This window comes from Paenibacillus sp. BIHB 4019, from assembly GCF_002741035.1.
GTDB lineage: Bacteria > Bacillota > Bacilli > Paenibacillales > Paenibacillaceae > Pristimantibacillus.
The window spans coordinates 6,518,074-6,534,869 of the sequence record NZ_CP016808.1 but is presented as its reverse complement, the minus strand read 5'-3'; the positions used below and the strand labels follow the sequence as shown (position 1 = coordinate 6,534,869).

The following is a 16,796-nucleotide window of genomic DNA, read 5'->3' as shown; positions in this document are numbered from 1 at the left end:
TATATTAAGTCTCGGGGAAAAGTAAGCTATTCTAGTAGTTAAAGGATTGGTGATAAATAATGACGAACATTAATCATAATTACCAGGAGCTGCAAGGCAGCTATTTATTTTCCGAGATCGCAAAGCGTCGCACCCAGTTTATTAAAGAAAACCCGAATGCTGAAATTATTAGCTTAGGGATTGGCGACGTTACGCGGGGATTGCCGGAAGCGGTTGTTAAAGCGATGCACGAAGCTGTGGACGAGCTGGCTGTACCAGGCTCATTTCGCGGATATGGCCCGGAGCAAGGGTATGACTTCTTGATTAACGCAATTATCGAGAATGATTACAAAGCGCGCGGCGTCGATATTCAAACGAACGAAGTGTTTTTGAGCGATGGCTCCAAATGCGACGTCGGCAACATTCAGGAGATTTTCAGCCAAAACAGCATCGTAGCTGTTCAAGATCCGGTGTACCCGGTTTATGTGGACACGAATGTTATGGCTGGACGCTCTGGCAAATACAATACAGATTCGAAGCGTTATGAAAATATCGTTTACCTGGAGTGCACAGCGGAAAACAACTTCACGCCAAGCCTGCCAGACCGCAAGGTGGATCTGATTTACCTGTGCTACCCGAACAATCCGACCGGCATGACGCTTTCCCGTGAGGAATTGCAAAAATGGGTCGACTATGCGAAAAGCAACAATTGCATCATCCTGTACGATTCGGCTTATGAAGCTTTCATTCAAGAATCGGATGTGCCGCATAGCATTTATGAAATTGAAGGCGCGAAGGAAGTCGCAATCGAATTCCGCAGCTTCTCCAAAACAGCAGGTTTCACAGGCGTTCGTTGTGCTTACACCGTCGTTCCACGCGAGCTGAAAGGCTTTGATGACAACGGCAAGGGAGTATTGATCAATGATCTGTGGAACCGTCGTCACACGACGAAATTCAATGGTGTGTCTTACGTCACTCAGCGCGGAGCAGCAGCAATCTACTCGCCAGAAGGCAAAGAGCAGATTAAAGCACTGGTCGACTACTACATGACGAATGCAAAAATCATTCGTGACGGTCTTGCTTCGATTGGTCTTGAAGTATTTGGCGGCGTTAACGCGCCGTACATTTGGCTGAAAACGCCAAACGGCCTCGATTCATGGGCCTTCTTCGACAAGCTGCTTTCGGAAGCGAACATTGTGGGCACGCCGGGCGTCGGCTTCGGGCAAAGCGGCCAAGGCTACTTCCGCCTGACTGCATTTGGCAGCCGTGAAAATACGGAAAAAGCGGTTGAACGCATTCGCAAAATGTCGCTGTAAGCCAAGCGGCTGGCACAATGTATACCAGATGACAAAAAAGCTTCGCAGCCTCAGGTTGCGGAGCTTTTTTTTATTATAAGCATTGATCTATCTTCTTCTTATTTGCAGCGCTGCTGTATTGGCGATATTTACCCTCGTTTGAGTTTTTTCTTCATATAATAAACGACAATGAGCAGCATAGGCAGCACAAAGGCATAGGTGAAATCCCAGTCAATCCAATAAGGGACAATGGTTTTAACATAATATAAAAGATTGGGCGCCACCATCATCGCCAGACCGTACATGAGGAACGACGTCGGGATAATAAGCGGCTTTGCTGTAGAGAGCCTGAGCAATTGCGCCGTCCCAACCGCAAAGGCGTAAAAAAATAGCGCCGTTTTGAAAAAGGTGGAGATCACCCATGCCGTTGCCATTAATGCCTCAATGCGCTGAAGGAAGGCGCCAATGTTAATTTTTTGCGTCAGCAGATAGGTCGAGTAAATATTGTGCTCGGTAAAATAAGCGCCGAGAACGGTCAAGGAAATAAACACAAGCGAGAACAGCAGCAGGGCAGCGCACAAGGCGGAGAGCAGCACATCCTTCTGGCGATGAGACGGCTTGGCGGCATAAGGATAAATCATAAGGAAGGAGCATAATTCTCCGAACGGATAGACGCTGGCCATTAACGTGGCATGGGCAAAGGATAACCGCTCCGAGCCTAGAAACGGCTTTAAGCGTTCCAAATCGATTTGCGGAATTAGACACACGATTAATACCAAACAAATAAAAAGGAACAGCGGCAGCAAGATTTCGGCGCTTCTGGCAATAGACTCAATGCCATTCCACACTCCCCAAAGCAAAATCAGCACAAACAATAAATGGATGTAGCGAATGGGAGTCGTTTGAAATAGCTGTGTCGTCAAAAAATCGCCCACCTCCCGGATGAACGTTGATCCAGCCAATAGGAAAAAGAGCAGGTAGGCACAGCTCATGAGTGCACCTAGCCATTTTCCTAGTATGCGGTCATTGATTTGAACGAGGTTAAGCTTAGGGTAAAAGCTGCTTATATGGAGCATCAGCCAAAGAAAAAACATTCCGATTGGCATGCCGAGCAAGGAGGCTATCCAGCCATCCTGCTGCGCGTAGCTCGCTACAACAGCGGGTATGATCAAAATCATATCGCCAATGACGGATAAAAAAACAAGCACGGTCAGCTGTCTGGCGCTAATTTTTCCTTTTTCCAGCATGCAAATGGCTCCTTTCATAACCTAAGGGCTTAACAACCGATCGAAAAATTGGTTAATGGGCTCGTAAATGGTAATCAAAGCATTAAGCGGGCTTGGCACGGGCTGCACATTGGCTGCATAAATGCTGAAGGCTGTTCCAGCGCTTAACAAAGCAAAATACGCCCAAGCCTCGCGTTTCAGCTTTTTTTTGAACAAGGCCGGCATTTGAATCATGCCAAAGGAAAACGCTACGCATAACACAACTAGTGTTGGAAGGGACATCGGCTTACTCCTTTATATCCTTCAAGATAGAATCGTCCAGCATGCCGACCCGCCGCGTCTGTACATGAACCTCATATTCGACTTTCAGCTTTGGAAATTCCTCTTCCCAATGATCGCGCAGCTGTGCCCACAGCTTTGGATTGTTGCGGCTAATATTTTGGCCAAATCCGAAAATATCCACTTTATATTGCTTTTGAGCCGTTTCAACAGCCTTTTTCATCAAGATGATCAGTTTCTCGCTTCCCACTTTTTCAAGCGCTTTGATATCGTCTTGACTTGAGATGGGTGTGGTGCAGCCATCTCCCATGATGCTGGACATATTTTTAACTTTTATATGCATGACAGGCTTGCCGTCCACAACTTTGGGGACTACATCGGTATTGGAGCGCAGGACAGCAACGCTCAGCTTGCCTTTATTGTGCGGGCAAGGCAAGTTTCCCGTTGTGCTTTTTACATTATTCGTAATATAGTTATAGCCTTTGCTTTCCTGCTCGTTCATCCATCCAATCAGCTTGTCCTTCCTAAGCACAGCCATTCCGGTATAGGTCAAATTCGCTTTAGGCTTAATCGATGTTAAATTATCCTTGCTGCCGCCTTCCTTCTTATTCCCAATAATCTCAACCCCTGTCAGCACAGGCTCTATACCGTCGTTAACCATTTTCTCTAATAAAACATCGGCAGTAGCAGTTATCGTAGGCGACCAGGTTTTGGCTGAATTTTGCAGGGAAAGATATAGGTTGTTCGCTGGTATGCTTTCCAAAGGGGTTAAAATGTTCAGAATTTCTGCAGCTTTGGAATGACGGGCAATCATAACGTTGTAATCGGGACGTACCTCCGGCTGCCTTAATAGGTTTTCCAGTTCATCAGCAATGCCCATTTTAGCGACAGCTTCGCTGAAAATAAGGACGCGGATATGGGACATATAATTTATTCTCGGGCTCGTAAGGCTCATTTTACTGATGGCTTCAAGAATAGTGGGCGCGCTAGCCTGATACAGCGTCACGGGCGTTGTCGTGCTTTTGCCGGAATTGGAAGCAACCTCTGATGGGACGACGACCTGGCAGGATATTTCAAGCATATTGTTTTTGCCCTTATCGACTGCCATCGCGAGCACAATGCCCAGATCGTTCATTTCCTGGCGATCCCAGCAGCCGGATGCCAGCAGCAGCATCAACGTAGAGGCCAGCAAGGAAAGTATGGTTTTTTTCATGTGCTGACCCCTTCCTTATAAGCGTTTTGTCCGTTTTTTTTGCCGTTTTTTCTGTCCGTTGCCATTAGAATAAGGCCGATTCATCATGTGCGTCCATGGCATGCGAAACAGGGAATCTTTAATATCTGAAGCTACGTATGGGCCGAATGGGCTCATGTATGCCGCTCCGAACGAACGCAAATTCGTCAAGTGCAGCAAAATGGCCAGCAGTCCGAGCAAAATACCGAAAAACCCAAATGTGGCCGCGAGAATCATGAGGAAAAAACGCAAAATCCGTACGGCGATCGACATGCCGTTTTCGGGTATGACATAGCTCGATATGGCGGTAATCGAGACGATAATGACCATCGCCGCCGAAACGACGCCTGCATTTACCGCAGCTTGTCCGATAACCAGTGTTCCGACGATGGATACCGCCTGGCCTACCGTTTTTGGAATGCGTACGCCCGCCTCCCGCAAAATTTCATACGTAAGCTCCATAAGCACGGCTTCGATGAAAGCGGGGAATGGTACGCCCTCACGCTGTGCGGCGAGATTAATGAGCAGGCTGGTCGGCAGCATTTCCTGATGAAAGGTCGTAATAGCGATATAGAAGGAAGGCGCAAGCATGGCGATGAAAAATGCTAAGTAGCGAATCAGCCGCAGCAGGGTGCTGATATCTGCGCGCTGGTAATAGTCCTCGGCCGATTGGAAAAAATGAACGAACAGGGAAGGGACAAGCAGCACGAATGGCGTGCCGTCCACAATAATGGCCACCCGCCCTTCCAGAAGTCCGGCGGCAACCGTATCCGGGCGCTCGCTATTGTAAATCGTTGGAAACGGCGTGAGCGTGACGTCCTGGATCAGCTCCTCAATATAGCCGCTTTCCAAAATGCTGTCGATATCAATATCATCAAGCCTGCGCCGAATCTCGTCGAGCACGCCCTTATCAACCAAATGGTTGACGTACATCAGGGCAACGGAAGTTTTCGTTATTTGACCGATTTGCCTCGTTTCCATCCACAGCTGGGGATCTTTGATTCTTCTGCGGATTAGTGTCGTATTCTTTCGCAGGTTTTCGGTGAAGCCTTCCATCGGTCCACGAACGACGGATTGGGTCTGCGGCTCGCTAATATTGCGATCCTCCCAGCCAGCGGCGCTAATGCAAATCGCTTTCGTGCTTCCGTCCAGCAGCAAAATAATGCAGCCCGACAGCAGGCGATGGAACAAGAGCGCCATCTCTTCCGCATAATCGGTATTTCCGGCAATGAGCACATCCTCTTTCAGATGCGTCAGACGGTCATTGGGATCGTCAAAGCTCGGCGTATGCTCATTCGCATAGCCCATTAAAGAGCCCAATACCGACTGATGAAGCATTTGAACATCAATCATGCCTTCGAGATAAAGGAGTGCGCCGGGCCACAGATGCAGGCAGGAAAAGCGCTTGATGACAAGATCCGAGCTGCCGCCGATCTCTGTCTGAATATGGTCGATGCATGCATCGAGTGAAGCGGGCAGGCTGACTTTTTCATGTGGCTGTGATACGTGCGACTGCATCTTGTTTCCTCCTGCTTGCAAAATGTCCGTAGTTGCCAGTTAGTATGCCAACAGATTGCCATAAATATGATAAACATCCAGCACGAGGTGGGCAGATCGTGTTTAAGGCTGCTGCCACTTGACATCTTATGTCGAACGTGGGATAATTCCTTTGGTATAAAGTTGTACCTTTAACTCAGTCCTGTGAGGCTGGCAAGGTAGCGTGAATAGTTGATTAATTAAGCTGGGGACAAGAAACTCCTCATCTTCCGCAACTCATAAGGTTGGCGGGGATGGATGGAATCCTTAGCGGTTAATCATGGGCTCCTTGCGAATACGCAAGGAGTCTTTTTTCAAATATAAGCATTTATAAGTTACACACTTATAACGGGCTTATATTTCATCGCGAAACGGTAGCTTTGCCGCCAGAAGACGGCTTAAGCCCAATCCGTTTACGCTTGTGAAGCGCCTTGATGAGAGTTGGCAGTTCAACCTGCGCTAGGATGGGAGGTAACGTAACGGTGGAAGAAGAGCACTTGGTCATTATGGATGATGCAGCCATTCGCCGGGCACTGACCCGCATCGCCCACGAGATCGTGGAGAAGAACAAAGGAATTGACAACTGTACACTGGTCGGCATTCGGACAAGAGGCGTTTATTTAGCCCGAAGAATCGCAGAGCGCATACAGGAAATTGAAGGCAAGCCTGTTTTAGTGAAGGAACTGGATATTACCCGCTATCGCGATGATGGCAAGGCGCCAGGCAGCCGCACCGAAATGGAAGCGGGCATAATCGGCGAGATTGATGTCGAACTGTCGGTCGTACAGGACCGCAACATTATTTTGTTCGATGATGTGCTGTATACCGGCCGGACGATTCGCGCCGCGATGGATGCGGTAATGGATTGCGGCAGGCCGCAAAGCATTCAGCTTGCTGTGCTGGTTGACCGCGGTCATCGGGAATTGCCGATAAGGCCGGATTTTGTAGGCAAAAATGTGCCATCCTCCAAACAAGAGCAAATCTCCGTTACGCTAACCGAGATTGATTCCTTAGACCAGGTGAAAATTATTCATCAGAGGGGGCAAGCCTAAATGACACTTTTACAGCTCAAACAGCGCAGTTTGCTTGGTTTGAAGGAGCTTGACGCAGAGGAAATTATCGCCATACTGGACCGTGCCGCCCATTGGGAGCAGCAGGAGTCGAAAGTGCAGAATGTGCTGCAGGGCAAGTTCGCAGCAAATATGTTTTTCGAGAACAGCACGCGCACACGCTTCTCCTTCGAGGTAGCGGAGAAGCGGCTGGGAGCGGAAGTGCTTAACTTCTCAGCAGCCGTATCGAGTGTGCAGAAGGGCGAGTCGGTATATGATACCGTTCGCACCTTGGAGTCGATGGGCATAGACGTCGGCATTATCCGGCTCAAGCCGATTGGCTTGCTAGCCGAACTGGCTACGAAAATTAAAGTGCCGCTGATTAACGCGGGCGATGGCAACAACGAGCATCCGACGCAGGCGCTGCTTGATTTATATACGATGCGCAAGCAATTTGGCGCAATAAAAGGATTGACCGTCTCGATTATCGGAGACATCTTGCACAGCCGCGTAGCGCGTTCGAACTTATATGCGCTGCAAAAGCTCGGCGCTACGGTGAAGTTTTGCGCTCCTGCGAACTTGCAGGCCTCTGAGCTTGATGCCCGTTATGTAACGATGGAGGAAGCGCTGAAATCTGATGTCGTGATGATGCTGCGGGTGCAGCTGGAGCGTCACGAAAGCGGCATGCTGAGCTCGGCTGAAAGCTACCGCGAGCAGTTTGGATTGACGGTGGAGCGCAGCGAAACAATGGCGGATCACGCGATTATTATGCACCCGGCGCCGATCAACCGCAATGTTGAAATTGACGATGAGCTTGTCGAGCATGCCAAGTCCCGGATTTTTAAGCAGATGGAGCACGGGGTTCCGGTCAGAATGGCCGTCATAGAACGGGCTTTGAACTAACTTTTAGATGAAATCGGGAGGGTGAACGGATAATGTCATTATGGATTATTAACGGCAGCGTATGGGATACAGCTGCAAGCGGCCTAGTGAAGCAGCATATTCGAATTGAGGATGGCAAAATCGCCGAGCTTGCAAGCGGCGAAACAATGCCGGACACAGGTTCAGCAGAAGTGATTGACGCAGAGGGCAAGCTCGTATCAGCCGGCTTCATCGATATGCACGTGCATTTGCGCGATCCTGGCTTCGAATATAAAGAAGATATCGCAACAGGGACGCGTTCAGCAGCGAAAGGCGGTTTTACAACAATCGCCTGCATGCCGAACACTCGTCCGGTGACAGATACACCTGAAACGATCAACTATATTTTGGACAAAAATGCGAAGGAAGGCGTCGTTCGGGTCCTCCCTTACGCCGCAATTTCCAAAAATCAGCTCGGTCGCGAGCTGACGGATTTCGCAGCGCTGAAAGCGGCTGGCACAATTGGCTTTACCGACGATGGTGTCGGCGTGCAAAGCGCGCAAATGATGAAGGATGCGATGGCGCTGGCCAAGTCGCTAGACATGCCGGTCATTGCACACTGCGAGGACAATACGCTGGTTGAGGGACTGTTCGTCTCGGAAGGCAAGTTCTCCCGCGAGAACGGACTGAAAGGCATTCCGAATGAATCGGAAGCGATTCATGTCGGCCGCGACATTTTGCTCGCTGAAGCGACAGGCGTTCATTATCATGTCTGCCACGTCAGCACGGAGCAATCGGTAAGGCTGATCCGCCTTGGCAAGCAAATTGGAGTCAACGTAACCGCTGAGGTTTGCCCGCATCATCTGGTGCTGTCGGACGAGGACATTCCAGGCTTTGACGCCAATTGGAAAATGAACCCTCCGCTGCGCACGCCGCGCGATGTGGCTGCGGTCATCGAAGCGCTGGAAGATGGCACGATCGACATGATCGTAACGGATCATGCGCCGCATAGCGCGGAAGAGAAAGCGCGCGGCATGCAGCTGGCGCCGTTCGGAATCGTCGGCTTTGAGACAGCTTTCCCGCTGCTGTACACGCAGTTTGTTAAAACCGGCAAATGGACGCTCGGCTTCCTGCTGGACCGTATGACGGCTGATCCGGCACGGGTGTTCAAGCTGGAGACAGGCCGCCTGGCAGCAGGTGCGCCAGCTGATCTGACGATAGTGGATCTCGATAGCGAGCGTGCAGTCGATCCGGCAACCTTTGCCTCGCGCAGCAACAACACGCCATTCGGCGGCTGGAAGCTGCAAGGCTGGCCGGTAGCGACGATTGTGAATGGTGCGGTTGTGTGGTCGGAGCAAGCATAAGAACGTTAACTTGGATATGCTAATTGACATATAGGAATACGAAGACCTGAGGAGTGAGACGGATGCAAGCGAGATTATTATTGGAAGATGGAACATTGTTTACAGGACTATCCTTCGGTGCAGAAGTGCAAACGATGGGTGAGGTTGTTTTTAATACAGGTATTACTGGCTATCAGGAAGTATTGTCGGATCCATCCTATTGTGGACAAATCGTGACGATGACTTATCCACTGATCGGCAACTACGGCATTTCGCGCGATGACTTTGAATCGATTCGCCCGTATATCCACGGTTTTGTCGTTCGCCGCAATGAGCCGGTGCCGAGCAACTGGCGCGCCCAATATTCGCTTGAGCAGCTGCTTAAGGAATATGGCATTCCGGGCATCAGCGAAATCGACACGCGCATGCTGACGCGGATTTTGCGTCACCATGGCACGATGAGAGGCTTGCTTACAACTGGCAACGAGCGCATTGAGGAGCTGCAAGAGCGCCTTGGCTTGTCCACACTAATGACGGATCAAGTAGCTCGCACATCGACGAAGCATGTATTTTCCAGCCCAGGCAATGGCGAGCGCATTGTGCTCGTAGACTTTGGCGCAAAAAGCGGCATTTTGCGCGAGCTGACTAAACGCGGCTGCGACGTCGTCGTTGTGCCTCATGACACGACTGCAAAAGAAATTCGCCGCCTGGCACCGGATGGCATTCAGCTGTCTAACGGCCCTGGGGACCCGAAAGACGTTCCACATGCGGTTAAAATGATTTCCGAGCTGCTCGGCGAGTTCCCGATCTTCGGTATTTGCCTTGGACACCAGCTGTTTGCACTTGCTTGCGGCGCTGATACAACGAAGCTTAAATTCGGCCACCGCGGCGGAAACCACCCGGTGAAGGAACTGGCAACGAACCGCTGCTACATTACTTCCCAGAACCATGGCTACACTGTAATGGAAGATTCGATTGCGAACTCCGGTCTGATTGTAACGCATATTAACAACAATGACCGCACAATTGAAGGGCTGAAGCATAATACGCATCCTGCATTTTCGGTGCAATACCACCCGGAAGCTGCTCCAGGACCGTATGATTCCAGCTATCTGTTTGACGAATTCCTGAGTATGATTCGCACACATAAATTAAATAACCCGCAAAAGCGTCGCCAAGTCGTACTCGCGGAAACGTTGAAAGTGAAAGGGGAGCTTCAGTATGCCCAAAAATAATAAACTCAAAAAAATTCTCGTCATCGGCTCCGGCCCGATTGTAATCGGCCAAGCCGCTGAATTCGACTATGCCGGCACGCAAGCTTGCCAGGCGCTTATGGAAGAAGGCTATGAGGTTGTATTGATTAACAGCAACCCGGCTACCATTATGACAGACACAAACATGGCTGATAAAGTTTACATTGAGCCAATTACGCTTGAATTTGTATCGCAAATCATTCGTCAGGAGCGTCCAGACGGTTTGCTGCCGACGCTTGGCGGCCAAACAGGCCTCAATATGGCGGTTGAACTGGCGCGCGCTGGCGTATTGGAAGCAGAAAATGTGCAGCTTCTCGGCACACAGCTGACAGCTATCGAAAAAGCCGAGGACCGCGATTTGTTCCGCGATCTGATGCGCGAGCTGGAGCAGCCGGTACCAGAGAGCGACATCGTAACGACAGTTGAAGCAGCAGTTGCTTTTGCCAATGAAATCGGCTACCCGATTATCGTTCGTCCTGCCTACACGCTTGGCGGTACAGGCGGCGGTATTTGCGCAAACGAAGAAGAATTGCTAGAAACAGTTGCTTCCGGTATCCGTTACAGCCCAATCGGCCAATGCTTGATCGAAAAATCGATTGCCGGCTTGAAGGAAGTTGAATACGAAGTTATGCGTGATGCGAATGACAACTGTATCGTTGTCTGCAACATGGAAAACTTTGACCCGGTTGGCGTACATACTGGCGACAGTATCGTAGTAGCGCCTAGCCAAACGTTGTCGGACCGCGAGTATCAAATGCTTCGTTCCGCTTCGCTTAAAATCATTCGCGCTTTGAACATCGAAGGCGGCTGTAACGTACAGTTCGCGCTTGATCCACAAAGCTTCCAATATTATGTAATCGAAGTTAACCCGCGCGTTAGCCGCTCTTCGGCGCTGGCTTCCAAAGCAACAGGCTACCCGATTGCTAAAATGGCTGCTAAAATCGCAATTGGCTACACGCTTGATGAAATCGTAAACCCTGTAACCGGCCAAACGTATGCTTGCTTTGAGCCTACGCTGGATTACATCGTATCGAAAATTCCGCGCTGGCCGTTTGACAAGTTCGTGAATGCGAACCGCAAGCTCGGCACGCAAATGAAAGCGACAGGTGAAGTTATGGCGATTGGCCGTACTTTCGAGGAGTCGATTCATAAAGCGGTCCGTTCGCTTGAAATCGGCACGCATCGCATCCACTTGAAGGAAGCAGTAGACCTCAGCGATGATGTGCTGCGCGCACGCCTGCAAAAACCGGATGATGAGCGCATGTTCTTGGTAGGCGAAGCGTTCCGCCGTGGTTATGCTTTGCAGGAAATTCAAGATCTGACGAACATTGACTGGTGGTTCCTGGACAAAATCGAAGGCATCGTAGCATTCGAGGATAAAATCCGCCAGGAAGCAACGCTTTCCCGTGAAACGCTGTACCAGGCGAAGCGCAAAGGCTTCTCCGACCGTTCGATCGCTGAGCTTCGCAAAGAAGGCAACCCGAATGGCAGCCACACGAATGAGCATGATATTCGTACTTATCGTAAAGAGCTTGATATCGTACCTGTATACAAAATGGTTGATACTTGCGCCGCTGAGTTTGAAGCGAGCACGCCTTACTACTATTCAACTTACGAGGTAGAAAACGAAGTAACGCCTTCGACGAAAGAGAAAGTGCTTGTACTTGGCTCTGGCCCCATTCGGATCGGACAAGGCATTGAGTTTGACTATTCGACGGTTCATGCGGTATGGGCGATTCAGAAAGCTGGCTATGAAGCGGTTATTATCAACAACAACCCAGAGACGGTGTCGACCGATTTCAGCACATCGGACCGCCTGTACTTTGAGCCTTTATTCCTTGAAGATGTCATGAACGTTATTGAGCAAGAGAAGCCAATCGGCGTAATCGTGCAGTTCGGTGGCCAAACGGCGATTAACCTCGCAGCTCCGCTGTCCAAAGCTGGCGTGAAAATTCTCGGCTCCAGCCTGGAAAGCATCGATATGGCAGAGGATCGCAAAAAGTTCGAAGCTTTGCTTCGCGGCTTGAACGTGGCTCAGCCGGAAGGCAGCACAGTAACCTCGGTTGGCGAAGCAGTAGCGACGGCACAAAAGCTTGGTTACCCTGTACTCGTTCGTCCATCGTACGTTTTGGGCGGCCGCGCAATGGAAATCGTATACTCGGATGAAGATTTGCTGAGCTACATGGAAGTAGCGGTAAAGATCAATCCAGAGCATCCTGTCCTCATCGACCGTTATATGCTTGGCATGGAAGCGGAAGTGGATGCGATCTGTGATGGCGACACCGTATTGATTCCAGGCATCATGGAGCATATTGAGCGCGCAGGCGTTCACTCCGGCGACTCGATTGCTGTGTATCCGCCGCAATCGTTGTCTGACAGCGTGAAGGAGCAAATCGTCGACATTACGATCAAAGTATCCAAGGCGCTGAACGTAATCGGCTTGGTTAACATCCAGTTCGTAATTCATAACGAGATCGTGTATGTCATTGAAGTAAATCCGCGGTCGTCGCGTACGGTTCCATTCCTGAGCAAAGTAACAAACTTGCAAATGGCGAACCTTGCGACACAAGCGATTCTTGGCACGAAGCTGGCTGACCTGGGCCATAAAGACGGACTGTGGCCTGAAGACGAGTATGTATCGGTTAAAGTTCCGGTCTTCTCGTTCGCGAAGCTGCGCCGTGTTGACCCTACCTTGACACCGGAGATGAAATCGACGGGTGAGGTTATGGGACGCGATGTGCAATATGCGAAAGCCTTGTACAAAGGATTGCTAGGCGCAGGCATGAAAATCCCGACAACGGGCTCGATCATTGCGACCGTTGCGGATAAAGATAAAGAAGAGGCGCTCGAATTGCTTCGTGGCTTCTACAGCATTGGCTACAAAATCATTGCAACTGGCGGCACGGCAGCTATGCTTGAAGAAGCGGGCATGACGGTAACGACAGTGAACAAGCTCAGCGAAGGATCGCCGAACATTCTTGATCTGATCCGTGAAGGCAAAGCACAGTTCGTCTTCAATACGCTGACAAAAGGCAAAACGCCTGAGCGCGACGGCTTCCGTATTCGTCGTGAAGCGGTTGAGAACGGCGTTGTATGTATGACGTCGCTTGATACGGTTCGCGCCTTGCTGCGGATGATGGAGACCATCAACTTCTCCTCGCGTTCGATGCCAACACTGCTGCACAAATAAGTTTTAGCAAGCACGGCCAGCGCCGATTGCCTGCGGCCCGCAAATGGCTTTGCTTTTGCGGGTGCGCGTGGCCCGGCGGATGGCCTTTTTAATGCGCATATTTCGCAAAAACACGGCAAAGGGGACGGTTAACGATGGGTTTGACACGGGAACGGGAACAGGCAGCCGGAAAAATTATGGTTGCGCTCGATTATGCGGACGCGGCTTCCGCCGAGCGCTTATTGAATGAGCTGGAAGGTATCCCCTGTTATATGAAGGTGGGCATGCAGCTGTTTTATGCTGCGGGTCCTGCGTTCATAACGGGACTTAAGGAGCGGGGCTACCTTGTATTCCTTGATGTAAAGATGCATGATATTCCGAACACGGTCAAAGGCGGCTCAGGCAGTGTGACCCGGCTCGGCGTCGACATGTTTAATGTCCATGCTGCTGGCGGAAGCGCAATGCTTGCGGCAGCGGTCGAGGGCATGGAAGCTGCGCTTGCTGTTGGACAAAAAAAGCCAAGCATCATTGCAGTGACCCAGCTGACCAGCACCAACCAAGCGATGCTCAACGAGCAAATTGGCATTGCTGGAACGGTGGAGCAGGCTGTTCTGCGGTACGCAGAGCTTGCCCGCGCTGCAGGTCTGAATGGCGTAGTGGCGTCCCCTGCTGAAGTGCAGGCCATCAAGCAGGCATGCGGCGCTTCCTTCCAGACGGTAACGCCGGGCATTCGCCCGAAAGGTGCCGATGTGGGCGACCAATCGCGCATTATGACACCAGCAGAAGCGTTAAAGCAAGGTACAGACTATATGGTTATTGGCCGGCCGATCACGGCTGCCGCAAATTCAAGAGCAGTATTAGAAGCGATTATTGAGGAGCTGATTTAAGATGAGCCAAGTTAAACTTTCGGAATTGCCTAAAACGATTGCTGCCAGCCTGCTCGAAATCGGAGCAGTAGCCCTTAGCCCAAATGAGCCTTTTACGTGGACTTCAGGTCTTAAGTCGCCGATTTATTGCGACAATCGTCTAACGATGTCTTACCCGGCTATTCGCGAGCTTGTTGCTGATGGCTTCGCTGCTGTCATTCGCGAGCGTTATCCAGATGTGGAAGTCATTGCGGGCACCTCGACTGCGGGTATTCCCCATGCGGCTTGGGTCGCGCATAAGCTTGGACTGCCGATGGCTTATATTCGCGATAAAGCGAAGGGCCATGGCAAGCAGAACCAAATTGAAGGCCGCATTGAGCCAGGGCAAAAGGTTGTTGTCATTGAAGATTTGATTTCAACTGGAGGCAGCTCGCTGAAAGCGGGACTTGCCGTTCGCGAGGCGGGGGCCGAGGTACTGGCGGTACTGGCGATTTTCACCTACCAATTCGCACAGGCGGCTTCGGCATTCGCCGAGGCGAACATGCCGCTTGAAACGCTGTCGAACTATTCCGAGCTTATTGAATCAGCCGTAGAGCTTGGCAAGGTGCAAAGCGACGATATGCTGAAACTGCAAGCATGGCGCGAAAATCCGCAAGCGTTCGGCAATTAGCATAAGCAGCGCTCCAGTCTTTCCAATCCGGAAGGCTGGAGTTTTTTTATATTTAATTAAGCTTCAGTAAAAATTTTGAATTCGTCGGATTTTGTTGTAACTTTTTGCTGTAATCGTTCGTCTAACACGTTAAGATGAGAATTATGAAGGTTTTTTAATTGAGCAGCCTGATTGTCATCCTAGGGCGCTCTGCTTAAGAGGAGGTATAGAAATCAGCTATGATATTTAGCAAGAAAAAAAAGGATGAGCAACCGGTGCAAGAGCCCGATCTAGCGAAGGAAGAAAAGCAGGATCCGAAGCTAGAGAAAGAAGTACATAATGAAAAACTGCTTTCCGTTGTGAATGTTGAACGGGTATTTCAGGCTGGCGGTGCGCCGCTGCGCGTGCTCAAAGGCATTAATATGGAGCTCCGGCAAAATCAGCTCGTTATGCTTCGCGGCCGTTCCGGCTCGGGGAAGACGACGCTGCTGAACTGCCTGGGCGGACTGGATACACCGACTGAAGGCGAAATTTGGTTTAACGGCAGGCCCTTTCATAAGCTGAGCGACGATAAGCGTACACTTGTCAGGCGCAAGGAAATGGGCTTTATTTTTCAGGCGTTCGCTTTGATGCCGCTGCTGTCTGCGAAGGAGAATGTCGAGCTGTCGCTAAGGATGGCTGGCGTTCCGCGTGGAACGTGGAAGGAACGGGTGGACCACTGCCTGGAGCTGGTTGGCCTGGAGAAAAGGATGAACCATCGTCCCTTCGAGCTGTCCGGGGGCGAGCAGCAGCGCGTTGCTATTGCGAAGGCGATTGCGCACAAGCCGATATTGCTGCTGGCGGATGAGCCGACCGCAGAGCTGGATTCCAACATGGCAGCTCAAATTATGAGTGTTTTTAAAACGATTATTCGCACGGAACAAGTTACGATTTGTATGACGACACATGATCCTACTATTATGGAGGTTGCCGACCATGTCTATGAAATGGTTGACGGGAAATTTATTTAAACGTCCCGCAATAATAAGTCTTGCTGCAATCATGTTAATAACTAGCGGCTGCTCCTTGCTGCCTGCTGAAGAAGAAGAGGAAGTATTGCCTTCCATTGCACCGCCCCAAATTTCCAAGAAGCCAGAGTATGAGGTAACGACAGATACGCTGGAGACGAAGGTTAACGTAATCGGCAAATTGATTTCATCCCGCGAGGAGCCTGTCTTTTTCACGCTGGACGGCAAAAACCTGAAAGAGCTGAACATCAAGGTTGGCGATAAAGTGTCCGCAGGCGAGGTCATTGGCCAGCTTGATGTCGATGCCCTTACGAAGGCGCTGCGCATGGATAAGCTGGCTTTCCGCAAGGAAGAGACCGCGATGAAGGAAGCGCTGAGAACGCGCGATGAGATGGACCCGGTAGAATTTGAAGAAAGATCGATTTTGTTTGAAGAGAAGAAGCAGGCGCTGGTCGATCAGGAGGCAGAGATTGCGAAGGCTACGCTGACAGCACCGATTAGCGGAACGATTGTTTCGCTCAATGTGGAGAAAGGTGCAGCAATTAAAGCGTATAGCACAATTGCGGTCATAGCCGATACGACGACGCTTATTCCGGCAGCGAAGCTGACCAAGGATGAAATAGCCAAAATCGTCGTCGGCATGCCAATAGTAGCGGAAATCAGCAATAGCGGCAAATTCAAGGGCACGGTGAAAATGATGCCGATGACCAATACGGATTCCTCTAATGGCGGCAATAACGGAGGCAACGGCGGCACAGGCAATAATACGGATAAAGAGCGGCCGGAAGATTTTATGCAGGTGGAAATTAAAAATTTGCCTAAAAACTTGACTCGCGGTACCCCGCTTTCGATCAGCATTATTACGAAGCGCAAGGAAAATGTCATCGTAATCCCGCCATCTACCCTGCGTTCTATTGGATCGCGTACCTACGTGCAAGTCATTGATGCAGATGGCAAACGTGAAGTGGACGTTGAGGTTGGACAGCAAACGGCGACACAAATCGAGATTTTGAAAGGCTTGGAGCCGGGACAGAAAGTTGTAGGTCGATAGCC

General features: G+C 50.4%; 14 protein-coding genes. 10 read left to right on the top strand and 4 right to left on the bottom strand.

Features of this window, described 5'->3' with window-relative positions; translation table 11 throughout:
- Positions 1-59: 59 nt before the first annotated feature.
- Positions 60-1,295 carry an LL-diaminopimelate aminotransferase gene (locus BBD42_RS28385; protein WP_099520891.1) on the top strand — a complete coding sequence of 412 codons (1,236 nt, stop codon included), beginning with the start codon at positions 60-62 and terminating at the stop codon, positions 1,293-1,295.
- Between the two features lie 128 nt (positions 1,296-1,423).
- Here BBD42_RS28385 and BBD42_RS28380 read toward each other — a convergent pair whose 3' ends face one another.
- Genes BBD42_RS28380 through BBD42_RS28365 form a run of 4 tightly spaced genes read right to left on the bottom strand, consistent with a single transcriptional unit; the run spans position 1,424 to position 5,528 of the window.
- On the bottom strand, positions 1,424-2,521 hold the full coding sequence (locus BBD42_RS28380; protein WP_099520890.1) for a GerAB/ArcD/ProY family transporter: 1,098 nt from the start codon (positions 2,519-2,521) through the stop codon (positions 1,424-1,426).
- Between the two features lie 21 nt (positions 2,522-2,542).
- Positions 2,543-2,782, bottom strand: coding sequence for a hypothetical protein (locus BBD42_RS28375; protein WP_099520889.1), 240 nt, complete (start codon positions 2,780-2,782; stop codon positions 2,543-2,545).
- Positions 2,783-2,786: 4 nt separating this feature from the next.
- Positions 2,787-3,992 carry a Ger(x)C family spore germination protein gene (locus tag BBD42_RS28370; protein WP_099520888.1) on the bottom strand — a complete coding sequence of 402 codons (1,206 nt, stop codon included), beginning with the start codon at positions 3,990-3,992 and terminating at the stop codon, positions 2,787-2,789.
- Positions 3,993-4,007: 15 nt separating this feature from the next.
- On the bottom strand, positions 4,008-5,528 hold the full coding sequence (locus tag BBD42_RS28365) for a spore germination protein (RefSeq protein WP_099520887.1): 1,521 nt from the start codon (positions 5,526-5,528) through the stop codon (positions 4,008-4,010).
- Positions 5,529-6,052: 524 nt separating this feature from the next.
- Between BBD42_RS28365 and pyrR the strand changes: the two genes are divergently transcribed.
- The 9 genes from pyrR (at position 6,053) to BBD42_RS28320 (ending at position 16,794) form a co-directional block, all read left to right on the top strand.
- The gene (pyrR, locus tag BBD42_RS28360) at positions 6,053-6,598 is read left to right on the top strand and encodes a bifunctional pyr operon transcriptional regulator/uracil phosphoribosyltransferase PyrR (protein WP_442952562.1); all 546 of its coding nucleotides are present in this window, start codon (positions 6,053-6,055) and stop codon (positions 6,596-6,598) included.
- Positions 6,599-7,498 (top strand): aspartate carbamoyltransferase catalytic subunit, encoded by a 900-nt coding sequence (locus BBD42_RS28355; RefSeq protein ID WP_099520886.1) that lies wholly within the window; start codon positions 6,599-6,601, stop codon positions 7,496-7,498. It abuts the gene before it with no gap.
- A gap of 32 nt (positions 7,499-7,530) precedes the next feature.
- Positions 7,531-8,820, top strand: a complete 1,290-nt coding sequence (locus tag BBD42_RS28350) for a dihydroorotase (RefSeq protein ID WP_099520885.1) — start codon at positions 7,531-7,533, stop codon at positions 8,818-8,820.
- Between the two features lie 62 nt (positions 8,821-8,882).
- On the top strand, positions 8,883-10,034 hold the full coding sequence (locus tag BBD42_RS28345) for a carbamoyl phosphate synthase small subunit (protein ID WP_099520884.1): 1,152 nt from the start codon (positions 8,883-8,885) through the stop codon (positions 10,032-10,034).
- Positions 10,021-13,242 carry a carbamoyl-phosphate synthase large subunit gene (gene carB, locus BBD42_RS28340; protein WP_099520883.1) on the top strand — a complete coding sequence of 1,074 codons (3,222 nt, stop codon included), beginning with the start codon at positions 10,021-10,023 and terminating at the stop codon, positions 13,240-13,242. Before BBD42_RS28345 ends, carB begins: the two co-directional genes overlap by 14 nt.
- Before the next feature lie 134 nt (positions 13,243-13,376).
- Complete coding sequence (pyrF, locus tag BBD42_RS28335) at positions 13,377-14,108, top strand: orotidine-5'-phosphate decarboxylase (protein ID WP_099520882.1); 732 nt, start codon at positions 13,377-13,379, stop codon at positions 14,106-14,108.
- A gap of 1 nt (position 14,109) precedes the next feature.
- Positions 14,110-14,757: an orotate phosphoribosyltransferase gene (gene pyrE, locus BBD42_RS28330; protein WP_099520881.1), complete on the top strand. Its 648-nt coding sequence runs from the start codon at positions 14,110-14,112 to the stop codon at positions 14,755-14,757.
- Between the two features lie 218 nt (positions 14,758-14,975).
- Positions 14,976-15,746, top strand: coding sequence for an ABC transporter ATP-binding protein (locus BBD42_RS28325; RefSeq protein ID WP_099520880.1), 771 nt, complete (start codon positions 14,976-14,978; stop codon positions 15,744-15,746).
- Positions 15,712-16,794 (top strand): efflux RND transporter periplasmic adaptor subunit, encoded by a 1,083-nt coding sequence (locus tag BBD42_RS28320; RefSeq protein WP_099520879.1) that lies wholly within the window; start codon positions 15,712-15,714, stop codon positions 16,792-16,794. Before BBD42_RS28325 ends, BBD42_RS28320 begins: the two co-directional genes overlap by 35 nt.
- Positions 16,795-16,796 lie beyond the last annotated feature (2 nt).